A 17,065-nucleotide genomic window follows, 5' to 3' on the forward strand; every position below is an offset into this window, starting at 1 on the left:
TGTGCGTACAAAAACGGATCGAAGAATTGTTGGCAAGCAAAAAGTGATTCGGATCAGTCGCTTTTTGTGCGCGTCTCGCGGATCAGCTGTGCGATGTCGCGAAACTCGGCTGCGCGGCGGTGGCCGTGACGCCAGACGAGCTGCAGGGTCCGCCCCGCCCCGGGCGCGACGAGCCGTCGGATGGCGATGCGCGGATCGGCTGCCTCCTTGCGCAGCGCAATCTCGGGCAACAGCGTGATGCCCTGTCCGCTCGCCACGAATTCGACGATCGTCGAGAGCGAGGTCGCTGCGAACACACGCTTGTGGTGCTCCGGGGTCAGGCTGCAGGCCGCAATGGCCTGGTCGCGAAAGCAATGTCCTTCATCGAGCAGCAGCATGCGTTCGGTCGCAATCGCCCCGAGCGGGATCGGGGTGTCCTCCGCCTCCCTGGTGCTGATCGCGAGCACGAAAGGATCCTCAAAGAGCGGCTCCACATCGAGCCGCAATCCGGCCGAGGGCGGCGTGGTCGCGATCAGCGCCAGGTCGAGGCTCCCATCGGCCAGCCCCGCGAGCAGAGCCTCGGTTCGGTTCTCCGAAATCTGGAAGCGTTGCGGCCCATCCTGTGGCTGCAGATGCGGAAAGATCTCGGGCAGAAGATAGGGCGCGACGGTCGGGATCAGCCCGAAGCGGATCGGACCGGCCGGGGCGCCCGCCTGCCGGACGATGAAACGCTCGAGCGCATCCGCGCAGGCCACGACGTCGCGGGCGAGCGCCAGCACCTCCCGGCCGAGCTCGGTCGGCTGCACGGTGCGGCCGAGCCGGTCGAACAGCGGCGCGCCGACTTCCGCCTCCACCAGGGCGATCTGCTGGGACAGCGCGGGCTGCGTGATCGCGGAGGCCTCGGCGGCTTTGCCGAAATGGCCGGTCTCGGCGAGTGCGAGGCAGTATCGCATCTGTCGGAGTGTGAGCGTCATAGGATAAGCTTATCAGATCGGTTAGATCAATCAATTGGCCCTATCGCGAGCGATGCGTTATGTTTGGAATCATTCCAGGTTAATTATGAGGAACCCATGAGCGATCGTCCCCGCATGACCACCAGCGCCGGTGCGCCGGTGCCCGACAACCAGAACTCGCAGACGGCGGGTCCGCGTGGTCCCGTCCTGCTGCAGGATTACCAGCTCATCGAAAAGCTCGCCCACCAGAACCGCGAGCGCATTCCCGAGCGCGTCGTGCACGCCAAGGGCTGGGGTGCCCATGGTACGCTTACCATCACCGGCGACATTTCCCGCTACACCCGCGCCAAGGCACTTCAGCCGGGTGCGCGCACCCCGCTCATCGCGCGCTTTTCGACCGTGGCCGGCGAACTCGGCGCGGCCGATGCCGAGCGCGACGTCCGTGGCTTCGCGCTCAAATTCTACACCGACGAGGGCAATTGGGACCTCGTCGGCAACAACACCCCCGTCTTCTTCGTGCGTGATCCGCTGAAGTTCCCGGATTTCATCCACACCCAGAAGCGCCACCCGCGGACCAATCTCAGGTCCAAGACCGCGATGTGGGATTTCTGGTCGCAGAGCCCCGAAAGCCTGCACCAGATCACCATCCTGTTCTCCGATCGCGGACTGCCGGTCGCGCCCATGTTCATGAACGGCTATGGCAGCCACACCTTCTCGCTCTGGAACGATCAGGGCGAGCGGTTCTGGGTGAAGTTCCACTTCAAGACCATGCAGGGCCACAAGCATTACACCAATGCCGAGGCCGAGAAGATTGTCGGCGAGAGCCGCGAGACCTATCAGGAAGAGCTGTTCGGCACGATCGAGCGCGGTGAGTATCCGCGCTGGAAGATGCAGGTCCAGATCATGCCCGAGGCGGATGCGGAAAAGACGTCCTACAACCCGTTCGACCTCACCAAGGTGTGGCCGCATGCAGAGTATCCGCCGATCGACGTCGGCGTGCTCGAGCTAGACCGCAATGCGGACAATTACTTCGCCGAGATCGAGCAGGTCGCGTTCTCGCCGTCCAACGTCGTGCCGGGCATCGGCTTCTCGCCCGACAAGATGCTGCAGGCGCGCGTCTTCTCCTATGCCGATGCGCACCGCTATCGGCTGGGTACGCATTACGAGGCGCTGCCGGTCAACGCTCCGAAGGTCCCCGTCCATCACTACCACAAGGACGGCGCCATGCGCTTCTTCCCGAACAATCCCAATCCGGATGCCTATTACGAGCCGAATTCCTTCGGTGGTCCGGTCGAGGACAAGTCCGTGCAGGAGCCGCCGCTGAAAATCTCGGGCGACGCGGACCGCTACAACCATCGCGAGGGCAATGACGATTACGGCCAGCCCCGCGCGCTCTGGGAGCTGTTCGACGAGGGCCAGAAGCAGCGGCTCTACGACAATTACGCCGCCGCCATGGAAGGTGTGCCCGACGAGATCATCGAGCGTCAGCTCATGCATTTCGGCCGGATCCACCCCGACTATGCCGATGGCGTGCGCCAGGCCCGTGCGCGGCTGGCCGGCAAGGCCAAGGACAGCATCTCGGATGGCGAGAGCAGCCCGGCCGCGGCCGAATAGCATCCCGGCGTCAACGAAGCCCTGCCTCACAGGGGGCTCCCGGGCCGTCTTTCGCTTCTGGCGGAAGGCGGCCTTTCGCCATCTTTAGGGGCTGCTAACGGATCGCATTTTATTCAAGTGGGAGCGGTCGGCTTCAGCCGGGCTGAAACCCGCTTCTGTCAATGTCGTGCCGACGTCGGCGCAATGCCGGGGAGTAGCGGGATGCAGGAAATGGATGAAGGCACGACCAGGGCGTTCTCGTCGTTCAGGGTGCTGAACGGGGATTCCAATATCACCGAGCGCGACCAGCTCTTCCGGAACATGGCGCAGCTTTATTCCTACGTATCAGATCGCTGCGACGACGAGCAGGTCGCCCAGTATGACGAGGTGCTCTGCCAGCTCGCCGAGCTCGTCGAGACCGAGGCGCGGGCGCATGTCGCCAAACTTCTGGCGCCGCTCGATCGGGCTCCGGGCATGGTCGTGGTCAAGCTCGCCAATGATGATTTCAGCGTCGCCCAGCCGCTGCTCGAATTTTCCAACGTGCTGTCCGATGACGATCTCATCGACATCGTCTCGCGCCAGAGCGAGGCCCATCGCGTGGCCATTGCGGGCCGGGCGAGCGTGCCCGAGCGGGTAGGGGAGGCGATCGTCGCCCATGGCGGCTCGCAATCCGTGGTGCGGCTGGTCCGGAACGAAGGGGCGAGCATTGCTCCGGCGACCGCCATCCGGCTTGCCGAACGCGCGGGCACCGATCCCGAGATCGCGTCCGACCTGCGCGGGCGCGCCGATATCGACTGGAAGGGCCTTTCGGGCCAGATCTCGGCCACGGGCGCAAAATTCCTCGAGAACATGATCGGCAGCAGCATCGCGCTCGATCCTTCGACGATCGGCAAGGTCAACGCCGTCGTCTACAATCGCATGCGCAATCGCGCCGGCTTTTCGAGCCAGGAGTGGAAGGTCGCCTACAATCAGGTGAAGGCGCTTTCGGACCGCAAGCAGCTCGACGAGCGCGCCCTGCTGCGCTTCGCCAGGTTTGGATATGGTCATCACACCGCCGCCGCGGCCACCGTGCTGCTCCGCGTCAGCCCCGAAGTCTTCGTCAAATGGCTCGCCATGCAGGATTATGTCGCGGTGACGGTCGCCTTGCGTGCGATGGGTGTATCGCCCGACCTCTTTGATGCGATGGTGGCCACGCTCCCCTGGCGCGACATGCCGACCGAGGCCGACCGTACCAATGTGCGGGCCCGCTTCGAGGCGATCACGCAGGACGAGGCCGAGGAAATCTTCGAGCTCTGGCGCGCCCACTCGTTTCGCCGCCGGTCATCCGCCGAAGCCTGATCCGCCATCGCCTTGACCGGCTCCTGGCGCCATGATCTCTGATCAAATGGCTCAGGATGCCCATGGAACCTGCGACGAATGCGGCAGCGCCTTTCTCAAGGCGCGCTCGGTCATGGACGGGCTCTGCCCCGAATGTGCGCACTGGCTCTATGGCAAGCCCGCATGCCGCCACGAGATGGTGGGCGGCCGGTGCCGGCACTGTCATTGGGACGGCTCGGTCTCTCCTTTTGTCGCAGGACTCAAGCCCGCCTGAACGGCCGAATTTCTGCTGGACCACAAGGCCGCGATAGATATAAAGATATCTTTATATCTATGGAGGGCGTGGTTTGGCTGATGCCGAGCGATTGGTGGGCGCATTGCGCGCGGCTGGGGAGACGACCCGGCTGCGACTTCTGTCTCTGCTCGCCGATGGAGAGCATTCGGTCAAGGATCTGACCGAGATCCTCGGCCAGAGCCAGCCACGCGTTTCGCGCCATCTGAAGCTCCTTGCCGATGCCGGGCTCGTCGTGCGCCACGCCGAGGGCGCCTGGGCCTATTACCGCCTCGCTGATCGTGGGCCGCTCGCCGATCTCGCCCCACTCCTGATCGCGCGGCTGGACGAGGATGATCCCGATCGGCTGCGCGACAGGGCCCGGCTCGAGGCCGTGCGCCAGAGCCAGCAGGCGCAGGCCGGCGCCTATTTCGCCAAGGTCGCCGGCGACTGGGACATGCTGCGTGCCCTGCACGTGCCCGAATCGGCGGTCGAGGCTGCGGTTCTCGATTGCGTCGCCGATCGTCCGGTCGAATCCCTCTTCGACCTCGGGACCGGCACCGGGCGCATGCTCGAGCTCCTGGCGCCGAGCTATCGGCACGGGGTCGGCATAGACAGCAGCCGCGAGATGATCGCGGTGGCGCGCGCCAAGCTCTCCGCCGCCGGCATCGGCCATGCGCAGGTCCGCCTCGGGGACATTGCCGACCTCGACCCGGGGATCGGGCGGGCCGACCGCATCATGTTGCATCAGGTTCTCCATTATTTCGACGATCCGGGACGTTTGCTCGCCCAGGTCCGGCGTGCGCTGCGGGGTGGAGGCGAGATCCTCATCGTCGATTTTGCGCCTCACGCGCTCGAATTCCTGCGCACCAGCCACGCCCACAGGCGGCTTGGCCTGTCGGGCGAGCAGATGGCGGGCTGGGCCGACGCTGCCGGGCTTTCCGTCGCCGAACACCGCGCTTTTCCCAATACGGCAGATCCGGAGGGGCTGACCGTCTGCCTCTGGCGCCTCACCGACACCAGCGACACCCAAAGGAGCCGCTCGCAATGACAGAAATCCACGAGCAGGCGCGGGCCAGCCGCCTCGTCGCGGCGGCCCGCCCGCCGCTCGCACTTTCCTTCGAGTTCTTTCCGCCCAAGACCGATGCCATGGAGCAGCGTTTCTGGGAAAGCCTCGCCCGCCTCGCGCCGCTGCAGCCGCGCTTCGTCTCGGTCACCTATGGCGCGGGCGGCACGACGCGTGAGCGCACCCTGCGCATGGTCTCGGCGATCAAGTCCGAAAGCGGCGTCGATGCGGCCGCGCACCTCACCTGCGTCGGCGCTTCGCGCGAGGAGGTCGACGGCGTCGTGCGCGGCTACGCAGCCGCCGGCGTAAACCGCATCGTCGCTCTGCGCGGGGATCCGCCCGAAGGGGTAGGGCAGCCCTTCGTCCCGCACCCGGAAGGCTATAGGAATGCCGCCGAACTCGTCGCCGGCATCCGTGCGCTTGGGGATTTCGACATCTCGGTTGCGGCCTATCCCGAAAAGCATCCGCAGAGCCCCAACTGGCAGGCCGACATCGACAATCTCAAGCGCAAGCTCGACGCCGGCGCCGATCGGGCCATCACCCAGATGTTCTTCGACAATGGGGATTATCTGCGCTTTCTCGAACGCGCCCGCGCTGCGGGCATCACCGCGCCGATCGTGCCGGGCATCCAGCCGATCCACAGCTTCAAGCAGATCGCGGGGTTCGCCGCCCGCTGCGGGGCGGGCATACCCGACTGGCTGGCCGAGCGCTTCGAGGGGCTGGAAGAGGATCCCGAGACCCATGCGCTCGTTGCCGCTGCGGTCGCCGCCGAACAGGTGCTCGAACTCGTCGACGAGGGCGTGACCGAGTTCCACTTCTACACCCTCAACCGCTCGAACCTCGTTCTGGCGCTGGCGCGCCTGTTGGGTGTCCGGCCCGACTGATCCCGTTCACCCCCGGTTCAGCTTGGATGGCGCAGCATGGCCAGACTGCGCCATCCTTAAAATGGCCTTAAAAAACTGGTCTTCAGCGCCAGTTAGTGCCTTCAGTCTGACCCGAGGACGAACAGACATGAAACTCGACCGTCGCGTCACCGGTGGCCTTGCCTGGGCCGGTATGTTCCTGGTCCTGGCGATCCCATCCGCAGATCTCCTCGCGCGCCTCGGCGACGGAGAGCAGCCACGTGCTGCCAGCGTAACGCCGGGCGTGGGCGCCAACGCGCTAGACGGCAATGCGCTCGATGCGCGCACCGAAACGGCCACCATCACCCCCGCGACCGCACCTGCGGCTGACGCCGCGACCCCGACGCGCCCGAACCGTACCGGCGATCCCGTCGCCGATTTCGAGGCTTCGGGCCGTCCCATGCCGTCCTATATTTCCGGGGGCGGGGAGACGCCGGCGCGCACCGAGACCGCTTCGCGCCCCGAGGCCCCCGCGCCGACGCCCAATCGCGTAATCCAGCCCGCAGGACCGAGCGCGACTGCTGTGACGCCCGATGGCCGGGCTGTCACACCCGCACCCGCGACCGGGACGGCTTCGACCAATCCCGCGACGCCCGCATCGCCCACGCCCGCGCAGCCGGCCGACCAGCGCACGGCGGCCCTGCCGCAGCCCGGCACGACGCCGACCGCGCCCGTGCCGATGCCCGCCTCGATGCGGCCCGCGGCGCCCGTCCAGCAGCAGCAGGCCGTGCTGCCCCCGGCGAACACGACGCCGAATTCGTCCGCAACCTTCACCCGCGATGCGCCGCTCGTTATCGACGAAGCCGAAGTCGCCGCGCGCGAGCGCAGCACCGGTCCGATCCCGCCCGCGCCGATCATCACCAGCGATCAGCTGCAGGAGTGGGATTCGGGTTCGCTTGCCGACTATCTCGAACGGCGCGGGCTCATCTCCCGCGGCGGCGGATCGAGTGCGAGCTCCCCGCCGCAGGGCATGTATCTGGACGAGTTCAACCGCCAGCGCGGCGATGGCCAGTTCGTCGAGAATTCGGACTGGTTCTGAGCGCGAGCGACATCATCGTGAGGGCCGGGCGCACTGCCCGGCCTTTTCGTATTGGTGGGCGGGCGCGCGCTCGCTAAGGTGCGCGCGATTCGGAGGCTGCGATGTCTGTCTGGGGGCGCATTGGCGAGATCGTGGGGTCGTTCGGCGACCGCACCGGGCTTGCGGGTTCGCTCGCCAATCTGCTTGATCCTGACACCTGGCTCCCGGGTGGCAAGGATGCCGCGTTCACGCTCGCATTGATTGCGCTTTCGGCCAAGATGGCAGTGTCGGACGGGGTCGTCACGCGCTCTGAAGTCCGCGCCTTCTATCGCACCGTCGAGGTGCCAGAGCAGGAGGCGGCGCAGGTGGAGCGCCTCTTCGATCTGGCCCGACAGGACGTTGCGGGCTTCGAGCATTACGCACGCAAGGTGCGCCGCTTCTTTTCCGATAGCCCCGAGACCCTCGAGCACGTGCTCGACGGGCTCTTCTACATCGCCACCTCCGATGGCATGGTGCACGAAGCCGAGCTCGAATACCTCCGCGCCGTCAGCGGCATATTCGGCTTTGATGACGTGCGGTTCGAGCAGATCGCATCCCAGCATGTGCTGCTCGACGACGGAACGGACCCCTATCTCGTCCTCGGTCTCGTCCCTGGCGCCGATGCCGCCGAAGTCCGCCGTGTCTATCGCCAGCTCGTTGCCGAACATCACCCGGACCGCCTGATCGCCAAGGGCGTGCCCGAGGAACTGATTGAGGTCGCGACGGCCCGCATGCAGGCGATCAACCAGGCCTATGGCAAGATCGCCAAGGCGCCGGCACGACCGCAGATCGCCTTCACGCCTTGACGGGGAGGGCAGGTGCTCCCTACATGCGCCGGACGCCAGTTGACCGGGCGGCCGCTCCGCTCAGGCGGGGAGGAAAGTCCGGGCTCCATCGAAATACGGTGCCGGATAACGTCCGGCGGGGGCGACCCCAGGGAAAGTGCCACAGAAAGCAAACCGCCCGGCTCCGGCCGGGCAAGGGTGAAAGGGTGCGGTAAGAGCGCACCGCGGCCCCGGCAACGGGGACGGCAGGGTAAACCCCACCGGGAGCAAGACCAAATAGGGATGACGCGGGTTTAGGCCCGGCCGGTTTTCGAGGCCAGTCATCCGGGTTGGTTGCATGAGGGCGCCGGCAACGGCGTTCCCAGATGAATGGTCGCCACGTCGAGGAAACTCGGCCCTACAGAACCCGGCTTACAGGTCAACTGGCGTCGACCGCCCAGGCTGCGAGGACACGAGATGACAGAGCGTGACTCTCTCGATGAGCGCATCGCGACGCTCGAAACCCATATCGCCTATCAGGACCAGACGATCGAAGATCTGAGTGCCGCGCTCGCTGCCCAATGGAAGGCCATCGACGCACTGCAGCGCCGGCTCGACCGGCTGGTCGAGGACATTGCCGAAGCCGAACTCGCCGCCCGCGACGGCACCCGCACCGAACCGCCCCCGCCCCATTACTGAAAGCGGCGCACCGCGCCTTGGCAGGCCGTTGCATCAGATCCACCCCCGTCACCACCGGGCGCGTCCCGGTGGTCCAGTGCAGCACGCGATGGATTGCCGGGACGAGCCCGGCAGTGACGGGCATAAAGGCTTCGCGCTCCGTCGCCCGTCAGGGTGCCGGGGTGGCCGGTGCGTCGGCGGGCGGCGGGGTGGTGGTGTTTGCCGGAGGGCTGTTGTCGCAGGCGGCGAGGGCGAGCGCCGAAATGACGATCAGCGGCAGCAGGCGTTTGGTCTTCATGGATGATCTCCTTGATTGTCCAAAGCTCGAACGGGCCGGGCGATTGCCCGCTCCGCCGAACCCGACCCTGTTAGCCTGCCCGCAAGGCGGCGCCTTGACACTTTCGTGATCCTTTCGAGGCGCGTGCCGATGTCGCCGGCCCGTCTGCGCTGGGCCCCGCACCCTCATGGGAAACAGAATCTTAAACTCCACGGCGCACATTGCGCAGAGGTTCCCCGAAGGTGAGCCCAGCGTACCGGTGAACCGGCCGGAGTGGAGTTGCGTCTTACATGGGCACATCCCCCATGCCCGATAATGAAGGTGGCCAGGCCCATGTGCCGGTGCTGCTCGCCGAGGTGCTGGCAGCCCTCGCGCCGCTTGCGGGCGCGCGCGTGGTCGACGGTACGTTCGGGGCAGGCGGCTATTCGCGAGCGCTTCTCGAGGCCGGGGCAACCGTCACCGCGATCGATCGGGACCCCAATGTGAGACGCTTTGCCGATGCGCTCGCGGCCGAATTCGGCGATCGCTTCACCTTCGTCCCCGGAACATTCTCCGAGCTCGATCAGTTCGCGGGCGGATCGCCCGACGCGGTTGTCCTCGATATCGGCATTTCCTCCATGCAGGTCGACGAAGCCGGTCGGGGCTTCTCGTTCATGCGCGAGGGGCCGCTCGACATGCGCATGGCCGGCGAGGGCGAAACGGCCGCCGATCTCGTCAACACGCTCGACGAAAAATCCTTGGCAAACCTCCTCTTCGCCTATGGGGAGGAACGCCGCTCCCGGCGCATCGCCGCAGCCATCGTTGCTGCACGCGCCGAGACCCCGATTACGACCACAACGGCCCTCGCCGCGCTCATCGAGCGGACCATCGGGCGCAAGCCTGGCGAAATGCACCCGGCGACCCGCAGCTTTCAGGCGCTCCGGATCGCGGTCAATGACGAGTTCGGGCAATTGGTTGAGGGACTTTTCGCCGCCGAGCGCATCCTGCCCGAGGGCGGCCGGCTCGCCGTCGTCTCCTTCCATTCGCTCGAAGACCGCATCGTGAAGCGTTTCCTCGATCCGGAGAAAGCTGCACCCACCCGGTCCCGACACCTTCCGCAGGTGCAAAGCGCACTCAGCCCCTGGCGCGAGGTGCGCAAGGCGATGAAGGCGGGCCGGACCGAGCTCGAACGCAATCCGCGCAGCCGCTCTGCCGTGCTCCGTAGCGCGCTCCGCTCCGCGAGCCCTGCGCGCCCCGTGGACAGGGCGGGGCTCGGCGTACCCGGGCGGGGAGGTGACAGATGATCCGCACGCTCAACTTCATTCTGGTGCTGACCTCCATCCTGGGGCTCGTGGCCGTCTATGGGCTCAAATTCTCGGTGGAGGAAACCGCGTCCTCGAAATTCGCGCTCGAGCGCACCATCGAGGCGCAGGAGGCCGAGCTCTCGCTCCTGAAGGCCGACTGGTCGTTCCTCAACCAGCCTGGTCACATCGCCCCCATCGTGCAGAGGCACGAAGCGGCGCTGGCGCTCGTGCGCATCGATCAGAAGCAGTTCGGCAGCTTCAACGACATCCCGATGCGGCCGGCCGAACCCGATACCGACGCGCTCGACGAGCTCTTCCAGCTCCTCAATGCCGGCATCGACCCGATCGACCAGATTCTCGAACAGATCCTTGAGGAGTAGCACGCCATGGCGATAGCCACCGAAGGGACAAAGCCGATTGCGCTCGACGGAGGCCGGAAGGCCCGCGGCAATCTCACGCGCGCCCGGATCCGCTGGGTGATCGTCGCCATCGTTTTGGGCTTTGCGGTCGTTGGCGGGCGGCTCGTCCAGCTCGGTTCTGTCGTCAACGACCCCACGATCGAAGGTCAGACCCGCGATGCGATCACCGCCACGCGGCCGGCCATTCTCGACCGGAATGGCCTCGAGATGGCCGTCGACATCCGCGTGCCCTCGCTCTTTGCCGAGCCGCGCCGGATCATCGATGTCGATGAGGCGACAGAGGCGCTGATGACGGTCATGCCCGACATGAACCGGGAGTGGCTGCGCAATCGGCTGACCGGTGACCGGGGCTTCGTCTGGGTCCGTCGCGAAATCACGCCGGCCCTCAAGGAGCGCATCCTGCAGCTAGGCATTCCGGGGCTCGATTTCGTCACCGAAAGCAAGCGCTTCTATCCTGGAGGGCACGAAGCCTCCCACGTCCTCGGCGCCGTCAATATCGACAATCAGGGCATTGCCGGTATCGAGCGTCACATGGATGGGGAATCGGTCGCGCTCCTGCAGGAGCTCGGCATTGCGCGCGGGCGCGAGCTGGCGCCGGTGGAGCTCTCGATCGACATGCGCGTGCAGCACGTCCTCCACCAGGAGCTGACCGACGCGCTGACGCGCTATCACGCGATCGCGGCCGCCGGCGTCATCCTCGATGTGCGCACCGGCGAGGTGCTCGCCCTGTCCTCGCTCCCCGATTTCGACCCGAACGTACCGGCGACGGCGCTCGAAAAAGACCGCTTCAATCGCATCACCTCGGGCATTTTCGAGCTGGGCTCGACCATGAAGACGGTGACTTTCGCCGGCGCCCTCGATAGCGGTCGGGTCAAGATCACCGATCAGTTCGATGCCCGGTTCGGCATTCGCTTCGGGCGTTTCACCATCGACGATTTCCACGCCAAGCATCGCGTGCTCGATGCGTCGGAAGTCTACAAATACTCCTCCAACATCGGCACGATCCGCATCATGCAGGCCATGGGCAAGGACGAGTTCCGCGCCTTCCTGACCACGCTCGGTTTCGACAAGCGGGTGCCGTTCGAACTGCCCGAAATGCGCGATCCCGTCGTGCCGGCCACCTTCTCGGAGATCGTCGCGGCCACCGCATCGTTCGGGCACGGCCTCTCGATCAGCCCGCTCCACATGGCGGTCGCCACCGCCGCCTTCGTCAATGACGGCTTCATGGTGAACCCGACGCTCTACAAGCGCGACCTCGACGCGGCCCGTCAGCTCTACAAACCCGTCATCTCCCCGGCGACCAGCCAGGAGATCCGCTATCTGATGCGCCTCAACGCGCTCGAGGGCTCGGGCACGCGGATGAACCGGCTCGCCGCCGGGTATCGGCTCGGCGGCAAGACCGGAACGGCCGAAAAAGTCGTCAACGGACGCTATTCTTCCGACAAGGTGCTGAACGTCTTTTCGTCGGCTTTCCCGCTCGAAGACCCGCGCTACGCAATCGTCATCCTGATCGACGAACCCGAGGCCGAAAATGCGCAATCGGGCCGTACGGCGGGCTGGAATGCGGGCGAGATGAGCGGCCGCATCGTGCAGCGCATCGCGCCCATGCTCGGCATCAAGCCCGATTTCAACGAGGGCCTCGACGCCGCGATCGTGCAGGCGGCAATGCGCTGAGGCGCCGGGCCGCTGCATGGCCGGTTCCGCCGCGCCTGCCGATGCGATAGATTCGGTCGGCACTCAATCGGGATTCGACCGCCTTGGCCATTTCACTGTCCGAACTGCTCGCCGGCAGCACAGCCGCAAGCCTGCCCGAATTGAGCGTTCAGGGTCTCAATGCCGATAGCCGCGCCCTTGGCGCCGGCGAAGCCTTTTTCGCGCTACCCGGATCGTCGGTCCATGGGGATCGTTTTGCGGCCGACGCGGCGGCGCGCGGGGCGGCCATCATGGTCTCGGACCGCGCGCCGGATAGCGACCCCGGCCTGCCCGTCATTGTCGTCGACGATGTCCGGGCGGCCTACGCTCGTGCCGCCGCGCGTGCCCATGCGCTGCAGCCATCCGTCGCCGTGGCCGTCACCGGCACCAATGGCAAGACGTCCGTCGCCGCCTTCACCCGCCAGATCTGGGAAGCCACCGGCAGGCCGGCGGCGAGCCTCGGCACGCTTGGCGTGGAAACGGCCCAAGGCCTTGTCCCCGGGGCGCTGACGACCCCGGATTCGCTGACCCTCCATCGTGACCTGCAGGGTCTGGCCTCGCGGGGCATCCAGCATGTTGCGCTCGAGGCCTCGAGCCACGGCCTCGACCAGCGCCGTCTCGACGGCATGAGCTTTGAGGCGGTCGCCTTCACCAATCTCAGCCGCGATCATCTCGACTATCACCCCGACATGGCGAGCTATCGCAACGCCAAACTGCGCCTTTTCACCGATCTGCTGCGTCCCGGGGGCACGGCCGTCGTCAATCTCGACGATGCCGAGGCTGGTGCCTTTTGTGCGGCAGCTGAGGCCCGGGGCGCGCGCATTGCCGGCATCGGACGCGAGGGCAGCTTCTTTTCCTTCGAAACCGTCGAGAACGAGGGGTACGGCCAGCGCATCAGCGGCAGGCTCGCGGGACGTCCCGTCAGCTTCCACCTCCCGCTCACCGGCGCCTTCCAGGTGCACAACGCCCTGACCGCGCTCGCCCTCGCCATGGCGACCGGGGTTGCCGCCGAGGACGGGCTTGCCGCACTACCGGAGCTCAAGGGCGCCAAGGGGCGGCTCGAACTCGTCGGCCAGCACAACGGCGCCGCCGTCTTCGTCGACTATTCGCACAAGCCCGTCGCGCTCGAAACGGCGCTCCTGGCCCTCCGGCCCTATGCCAGCGGGCAGCTTCATCTCGTTTTCGGGGCCGGCGGGGATCGGGACCGCGGCAAGCGGCCGATGATGGGCGAGGTGGCGGTCCGGCTCGCTGACCGCGTGATCGTGACCGACGACAATCCGCGAACTGAGGACGCCGCATCGATCCGCGCGGAAATCCTTGCCGCCGCACCGGGCGCTCGAGAGATCGGTGATCGCCGCGAGGCCATTGGCGCGGCTGTGGCCACCCTTCAGCCCGGTGACGTGCTGCTTGTTGCCGGCAAGGGCCATGAGGATTACCAGATCATCGGCACTACCAAGCATCACTTCTCCGACCACGAAGTCGTCGCCGAGGCCATCCGATCATGAAAGCGCTCTGGAGCGTCGAGGAAATCCTGTCCGCCACCGGTGGGGAGGCGCGAGGCCTCGATCCGGCAACCCGGATCGGCTCGGTGTCGATCGACAGTCGCGATATCGCGCCCGGGGCGCTCTTCGTCGCCATCCAGGGCGACCGGTTCGATGGCCATGACTTCGTTGCCAAGGCACTCGATGCGGGCGCCGCCGCAGCGCTGGTGTGTCGGAACCGCGCCGATGCGCTCGGCGAGGACGGGCTCATCGTCGTCTCCGATCCGCTCGACGGGCTGCGGGACCTCGGGGAAGCGGCCCGCGAGCGCAGCCGGGCGCAGATCGTCGCGGTCACCGGCAGCGTGGGCAAGACCACGACCAAGGAAGCGATCCGAACGGTCCTCTCGGCCGCCGGCGAGACCCACGCATCGATCAAGAGCTTCAACAATCACTGGGGCGTCCCGCTGACCCTTGCGCGGCTTCCCCGCTCGGCGCAATTCGGCGTCTTCGAGATCGGCATGAACCATGCCGGCGAGATCGGTCCGCTTTCCGAGATGGTCCGACCGCATGTCGCCGTCATCACCGCCATCGCGCCGGCACATCTGGAAATGCTGGGGTCGATCGAAGCCATAGCGCGGGCCAAGGCCGAAATCTACTCGGGTCTCGAGCCGGGCGGCACGGCCGTCATCAATGCCGATCACGGCCAGCTCGACATCCTGCTCAAGGAGGCCGAGGCGGCGGAGGTGGGCTCGGTCATCACCTACGGCTTTTCCGAGCGCGCCGAGTGGCGCATCCTGTCCTGCGAGATCCTCGCGGGCACGACCCGCGCCAGCATCGCCCACGCCGGCGATGAGTTCACCCTAACCCTCAACGTGCCCGGCCGGCACATGGCCGCAAACGCGCTGGCCGCGCTCATCGTCGCCCATCTTTCGGGGGTCGAGCGGCCGGTTGCGCTCGAGGCGCTCGCCGGGTTCAGTGCAGGGGAGGGCCGTGGCGCCGCAAGGCTCCTCGGCAGCGGCGAGAAGAAGCTCCTTCTCATTGACGAAAGCTACAACGCCAACACCGCGTCCATGCAGGCGGCGATGGATGTGTTTGCGGCGCAGGCCGCCCCCGGCGGGCGCAAGGTGCTGGTGCTGGGCGACATGCTCGAGCTCGGCGCCGAGGGTCCGGCCATGCATGCCGCGCTCGCCGGGCACGTCCGCGCCACCGGCGCAGAGGCCGTGTTCCTCGTGGGGCCTGCCATGTCCGCCCTCGCCGAAGCGCTGGGGGAGGCGCATGTCACCCTGCATGTGAGCGGGGTCGACGAGGTGGTGGAGCCCGTCCTCAACGCCCTTGCATATGGCGATGCAGTTATGATCAAAGGGTCGAACGGGGTAAGGCTGGCGGGCCTGGTGCACGAGATACGCGGCCGATTTTCATGACCGGCCGGGCTGGGCTATTCGAGGACACGTAACTTATGCTCTATTTCCTTGGCCAGCTGGGCGACACGCTCACGGCCTTTAACGTGTTCCGCTACACAACATTCCGAACCGCCGGCGCCGTCGTCACGGCGCTTTTCTTCGTGCTCGTCTTCGGGCCGGGGATCATCAGCCTGCTGCGCGTCAAGCAGGGCCGTGGCCAGCCGATCCGCGAAGACGGCCCGCAGGGTCACCTTCTGACCAAGAAGGGCACGCCCACCATGGGCGGTATCATGATCCTTGCAGGTGCGGTCATCTCGACGCTCCTCTGGTCCAATCTGGGCAATGGCTATGTCTGGGTGGTGCTCGCGGTCACGGTGAGCTTCGGCGCCATCGGGCTCTATGACGACTATCTCAAGGTCAAGCGCATGTCGCACAAGGGCTTCGGGGGGCGGCAGCGGCTCGCGCTCGAGGCGATCATCGCGGCCATGGCCTGCTACGCCATTTCGGTGATGTCTGATCCGGCGATCGCCACCTCGCTGCTTTTCCCCTTCGTGAAGGGGCTCGCGCTCGATCTCGGCATATTCTTCGTCATTTTCGGCGCGTTCGTCATCGTCGCGGCCGGCAATTCGGTGAACCTCACCGATGGGCTGGACGGGCTCGCCATCGTGCCGGTGATGATCGCTGCGGGCTGTTTCGGGCTCATCGCCTATCTCGTCGGCAACCAGACGTTTGCGGACTATCTCTTCATCAATTTCGTTCCCGGCACGGGCGAACTCGCCGTCGTCTGCGGGGCGCTGATCGGCGCCGGGCTCGGCTTTCTCTGGTTCAATGCGCCCCCGGCGCAGATCTTCATGGGCGATACCGGTTCCCTCGCGCTCGGCGGCGGGCTCGGCGCCATTGCCGTCGCCACCAAGCACGAGATCGTCCTTGCGATCATCGGCGGGCTCTTCGTGCTCGAGACCGTCTCGGTCATCGTGCAGGTCGTCTCGTTCCGCCTGACCGGCAAGCGGGTCTTCAAGATGGCGCCCATCCACCATCATTTCGAGCACATGGGCTGGACCGAGAGTCAGGTCGTCATCCGCTTCTGGATCATCGCCTTCGTTCTCGCCCTTATCGGGCTCAGCTCGCTGAAGTTGCGCTGACCCTCAGGGCAGGGTCGGCACGCCCGCAGCTTCAGCCGCAGCTCTCAGCTGCCGGTCGAGCGTCGCGAGCGGCAGGCGGCGTCGCTGCGCAAGCTCGAGGTAAGCCGCATCGTAAACGGTGAGACCGTGCCGGTCGGCAAGATCGAGCGTTGCGCTCCAGGCGTGTTTGTCGGTTTCGAGGTCGATGGTCACGGGCAGCCGCATGAGCTCATCGAGCGCCAGCGATCGGGCCGCCAGAGACATGCGCTTCCGCCGGCACGCGGAGAGCAGGCTATTGGCAACTTCGAGGTGCCAAAGTGCGGGAACGATCGCTCCGCCAATGGCCACGTCTCGCAGCACTGCATCGATCTCGGCCGTCGCCTCGTCCTCGAACTGCCAGGCTACGGCGATCGAGGCGTCAGCGACGATCAATATCGCCTACCCTCGTCGATCAACTCTCTGATTGTGATGCCGCCCAGAGTTTGTCCCTTCCGCCTGGCGATCATCCGCGCGGCCGCAGACTTGGCAGCTTCGGGATCGTAGCTAGGCGGATCCGCTCGATCTACAATTTCAGCGACGAGCTTTCCGTCGCGGGTCAGCTCCACCTTCTCGCCGCGCCCCAGGCGCGCCACAAGGGCGGAAAGCATGTCGTCGTCAGAAATCTCGATGCGCTCGTTCATGTTAACCTCCGCCCGGTCCTGTTTAAGATAGGCCGGCAGGGTTGGGCACACAAGTTTGCCGCCCTCCCAAAATGCCATTGGCGGTTGCGATTTGCTAACCATCGCCGGCCTAGGATGCCCCATCCTCACCAG

General features: G+C 66.1%; 17 protein-coding genes and 1 other RNA gene. 14 read left to right on the top strand and 4 right to left on the bottom strand.

Features of this window, described 5'->3' with window-relative positions:
- Positions 1–53: 53 nt before the first annotated feature.
- Positions 54–953 carry a hydrogen peroxide-inducible genes activator gene (locus EMQ25_RS03910; RefSeq protein WP_127187227.1) on the bottom strand — a complete coding sequence of 300 codons (900 nt, stop codon included), beginning with the start codon at positions 951–953 and terminating at the stop codon, positions 54–56.
- Between the two features lie 96 nt (positions 954–1,049).
- Here EMQ25_RS03910 and EMQ25_RS03915 point away from each other — a divergent pair, with 96 nt between their 5' ends.
- The 8 genes from EMQ25_RS03915 to EMQ25_RS03955 all read left to right on the top strand — a co-directional run bounded on the left by EMQ25_RS03915 (position 1,050) and on the right by EMQ25_RS03955 (position 8,601).
- A complete protein-coding gene (locus EMQ25_RS03915; RefSeq protein ID WP_127187228.1) occupies positions 1,050–2,546 on the top strand; it encodes a catalase in 1,497 nt (498 codons plus the stop codon).
- A gap of 201 nt (positions 2,547–2,747) precedes the next feature.
- Positions 2,748–3,863, top strand: a complete 1,116-nt coding sequence (locus tag EMQ25_RS03920) for a DUF2336 domain-containing protein (RefSeq protein WP_158625947.1) — start codon at positions 2,748–2,750, stop codon at positions 3,861–3,863.
- A 326-nt stretch (positions 3,864–4,189) separates the two neighbouring features.
- Positions 4,190–5,164, top strand: a complete 975-nt coding sequence (locus EMQ25_RS03930; protein WP_127187230.1) for an ArsR/SmtB family transcription factor — start codon at positions 4,190–4,192, stop codon at positions 5,162–5,164.
- The gene (metF, locus tag EMQ25_RS03935) at positions 5,161–6,063 is read left to right on the top strand and encodes a methylenetetrahydrofolate reductase [NAD(P)H] (RefSeq protein WP_127187231.1); all 903 of its coding nucleotides are present in this window, start codon (positions 5,161–5,163) and stop codon (positions 6,061–6,063) included. Before EMQ25_RS03930 ends, metF begins: the two co-directional genes overlap by 4 nt.
- Positions 6,064–6,190: 127 nt before the next feature.
- Positions 6,191–7,120 carry a hypothetical protein gene (locus EMQ25_RS03940; RefSeq protein ID WP_127187232.1) on the top strand — a complete coding sequence of 310 codons (930 nt, stop codon included), beginning with the start codon at positions 6,191–6,193 and terminating at the stop codon, positions 7,118–7,120.
- A gap of 101 nt (positions 7,121–7,221) precedes the next feature.
- Positions 7,222–7,944 (top strand): J domain-containing protein, encoded by a 723-nt coding sequence (locus EMQ25_RS03945; RefSeq protein WP_127187233.1) that lies wholly within the window; start codon positions 7,222–7,224, stop codon positions 7,942–7,944.
- Between the two features lie 35 nt (positions 7,945–7,979).
- Positions 7,980–8,353: RNase P RNA component class A (gene rnpB / locus EMQ25_RS03950), an RNA gene on the top strand.
- Positions 8,354–8,379: 26 nt separating this feature from the next.
- Positions 8,380–8,601: a SlyX family protein gene (locus EMQ25_RS03955; protein ID WP_127187234.1), complete on the top strand. Its 222-nt coding sequence runs from the start codon at positions 8,380–8,382 to the stop codon at positions 8,599–8,601.
- A 148-nt stretch (positions 8,602–8,749) separates the two neighbouring features.
- Here the strand turns inward: EMQ25_RS03955 and EMQ25_RS18475 are convergent, their stop codons facing one another.
- Entirely contained in the window at positions 8,750–8,878 is a 129-nt protein-coding gene (locus tag EMQ25_RS18475; RefSeq protein WP_280177625.1) for a hypothetical protein, read from the bottom strand.
- Positions 8,879–9,147: 269 nt separating this feature from the next.
- Between EMQ25_RS18475 and rsmH the strand changes: the two genes are divergently transcribed.
- From rsmH to mraY, 6 genes are all read left to right on the top strand, one after another.
- Positions 9,148–10,140 carry a 16S rRNA (cytosine(1402)-N(4))-methyltransferase RsmH gene (gene rsmH / locus EMQ25_RS03960; RefSeq protein ID WP_244606457.1) on the top strand — a complete coding sequence of 331 codons (993 nt, stop codon included), beginning with the start codon at positions 9,148–9,150 and terminating at the stop codon, positions 10,138–10,140.
- Positions 10,137–10,520: a cell division protein FtsL gene (gene ftsL, locus EMQ25_RS03965; protein WP_127187235.1), complete on the top strand. Its 384-nt coding sequence runs from the start codon at positions 10,137–10,139 to the stop codon at positions 10,518–10,520. The genes rsmH and ftsL overlap by 4 nt, the downstream gene beginning before the upstream one ends.
- Positions 10,521–10,526: 6 nt before the next feature.
- Complete coding sequence (locus EMQ25_RS03970; RefSeq protein ID WP_244606458.1) at positions 10,527–12,233, top strand: peptidoglycan D,D-transpeptidase FtsI family protein; 1,707 nt, start codon at positions 10,527–10,529, stop codon at positions 12,231–12,233.
- A gap of 83 nt (positions 12,234–12,316) precedes the next feature.
- The gene (locus EMQ25_RS03975; protein ID WP_244606459.1) at positions 12,317–13,756 is read left to right on the top strand and encodes a UDP-N-acetylmuramoyl-L-alanyl-D-glutamate--2,6-diaminopimelate ligase; all 1,440 of its coding nucleotides are present in this window, start codon (positions 12,317–12,319) and stop codon (positions 13,754–13,756) included.
- Positions 13,753–15,153 carry a UDP-N-acetylmuramoyl-tripeptide--D-alanyl-D-alanine ligase gene (locus EMQ25_RS03980; protein WP_204569843.1) on the top strand — a complete coding sequence of 467 codons (1,401 nt, stop codon included), beginning with the start codon at positions 13,753–13,755 and terminating at the stop codon, positions 15,151–15,153. Before EMQ25_RS03975 ends, EMQ25_RS03980 begins: the two co-directional genes overlap by 4 nt.
- 35 nt (positions 15,154–15,188) lie before the next feature.
- Entirely contained in the window at positions 15,189–16,274 is a 1,086-nt protein-coding gene (gene mraY, locus EMQ25_RS03985) for a phospho-N-acetylmuramoyl-pentapeptide-transferase (protein WP_127187237.1), read from the top strand.
- A gap of 3 nt (positions 16,275–16,277) precedes the next feature.
- Here mraY and EMQ25_RS03990 read toward each other — a convergent pair whose 3' ends face one another.
- Entirely contained in the window at positions 16,278–16,685 is a 408-nt protein-coding gene (locus EMQ25_RS03990; RefSeq protein ID WP_204569846.1) for a type II toxin-antitoxin system VapC family toxin, read from the bottom strand.
- Positions 16,682–16,933, bottom strand: coding sequence for a type II toxin-antitoxin system prevent-host-death family antitoxin (locus EMQ25_RS03995; RefSeq protein WP_127187239.1), 252 nt, complete (start codon positions 16,931–16,933; stop codon positions 16,682–16,684). The genes EMQ25_RS03990 and EMQ25_RS03995 overlap by 4 nt, the downstream gene beginning before the upstream one ends.
- Between the last annotated feature and the right edge of the window lie 132 nt (positions 16,934–17,065).

This window comes from Arsenicitalea aurantiaca (assembly GCF_003994485.1).
Taxonomy (GTDB): Bacteria; Pseudomonadota; Alphaproteobacteria; order Rhizobiales; family Devosiaceae; genus Arsenicitalea; species Arsenicitalea aurantiaca.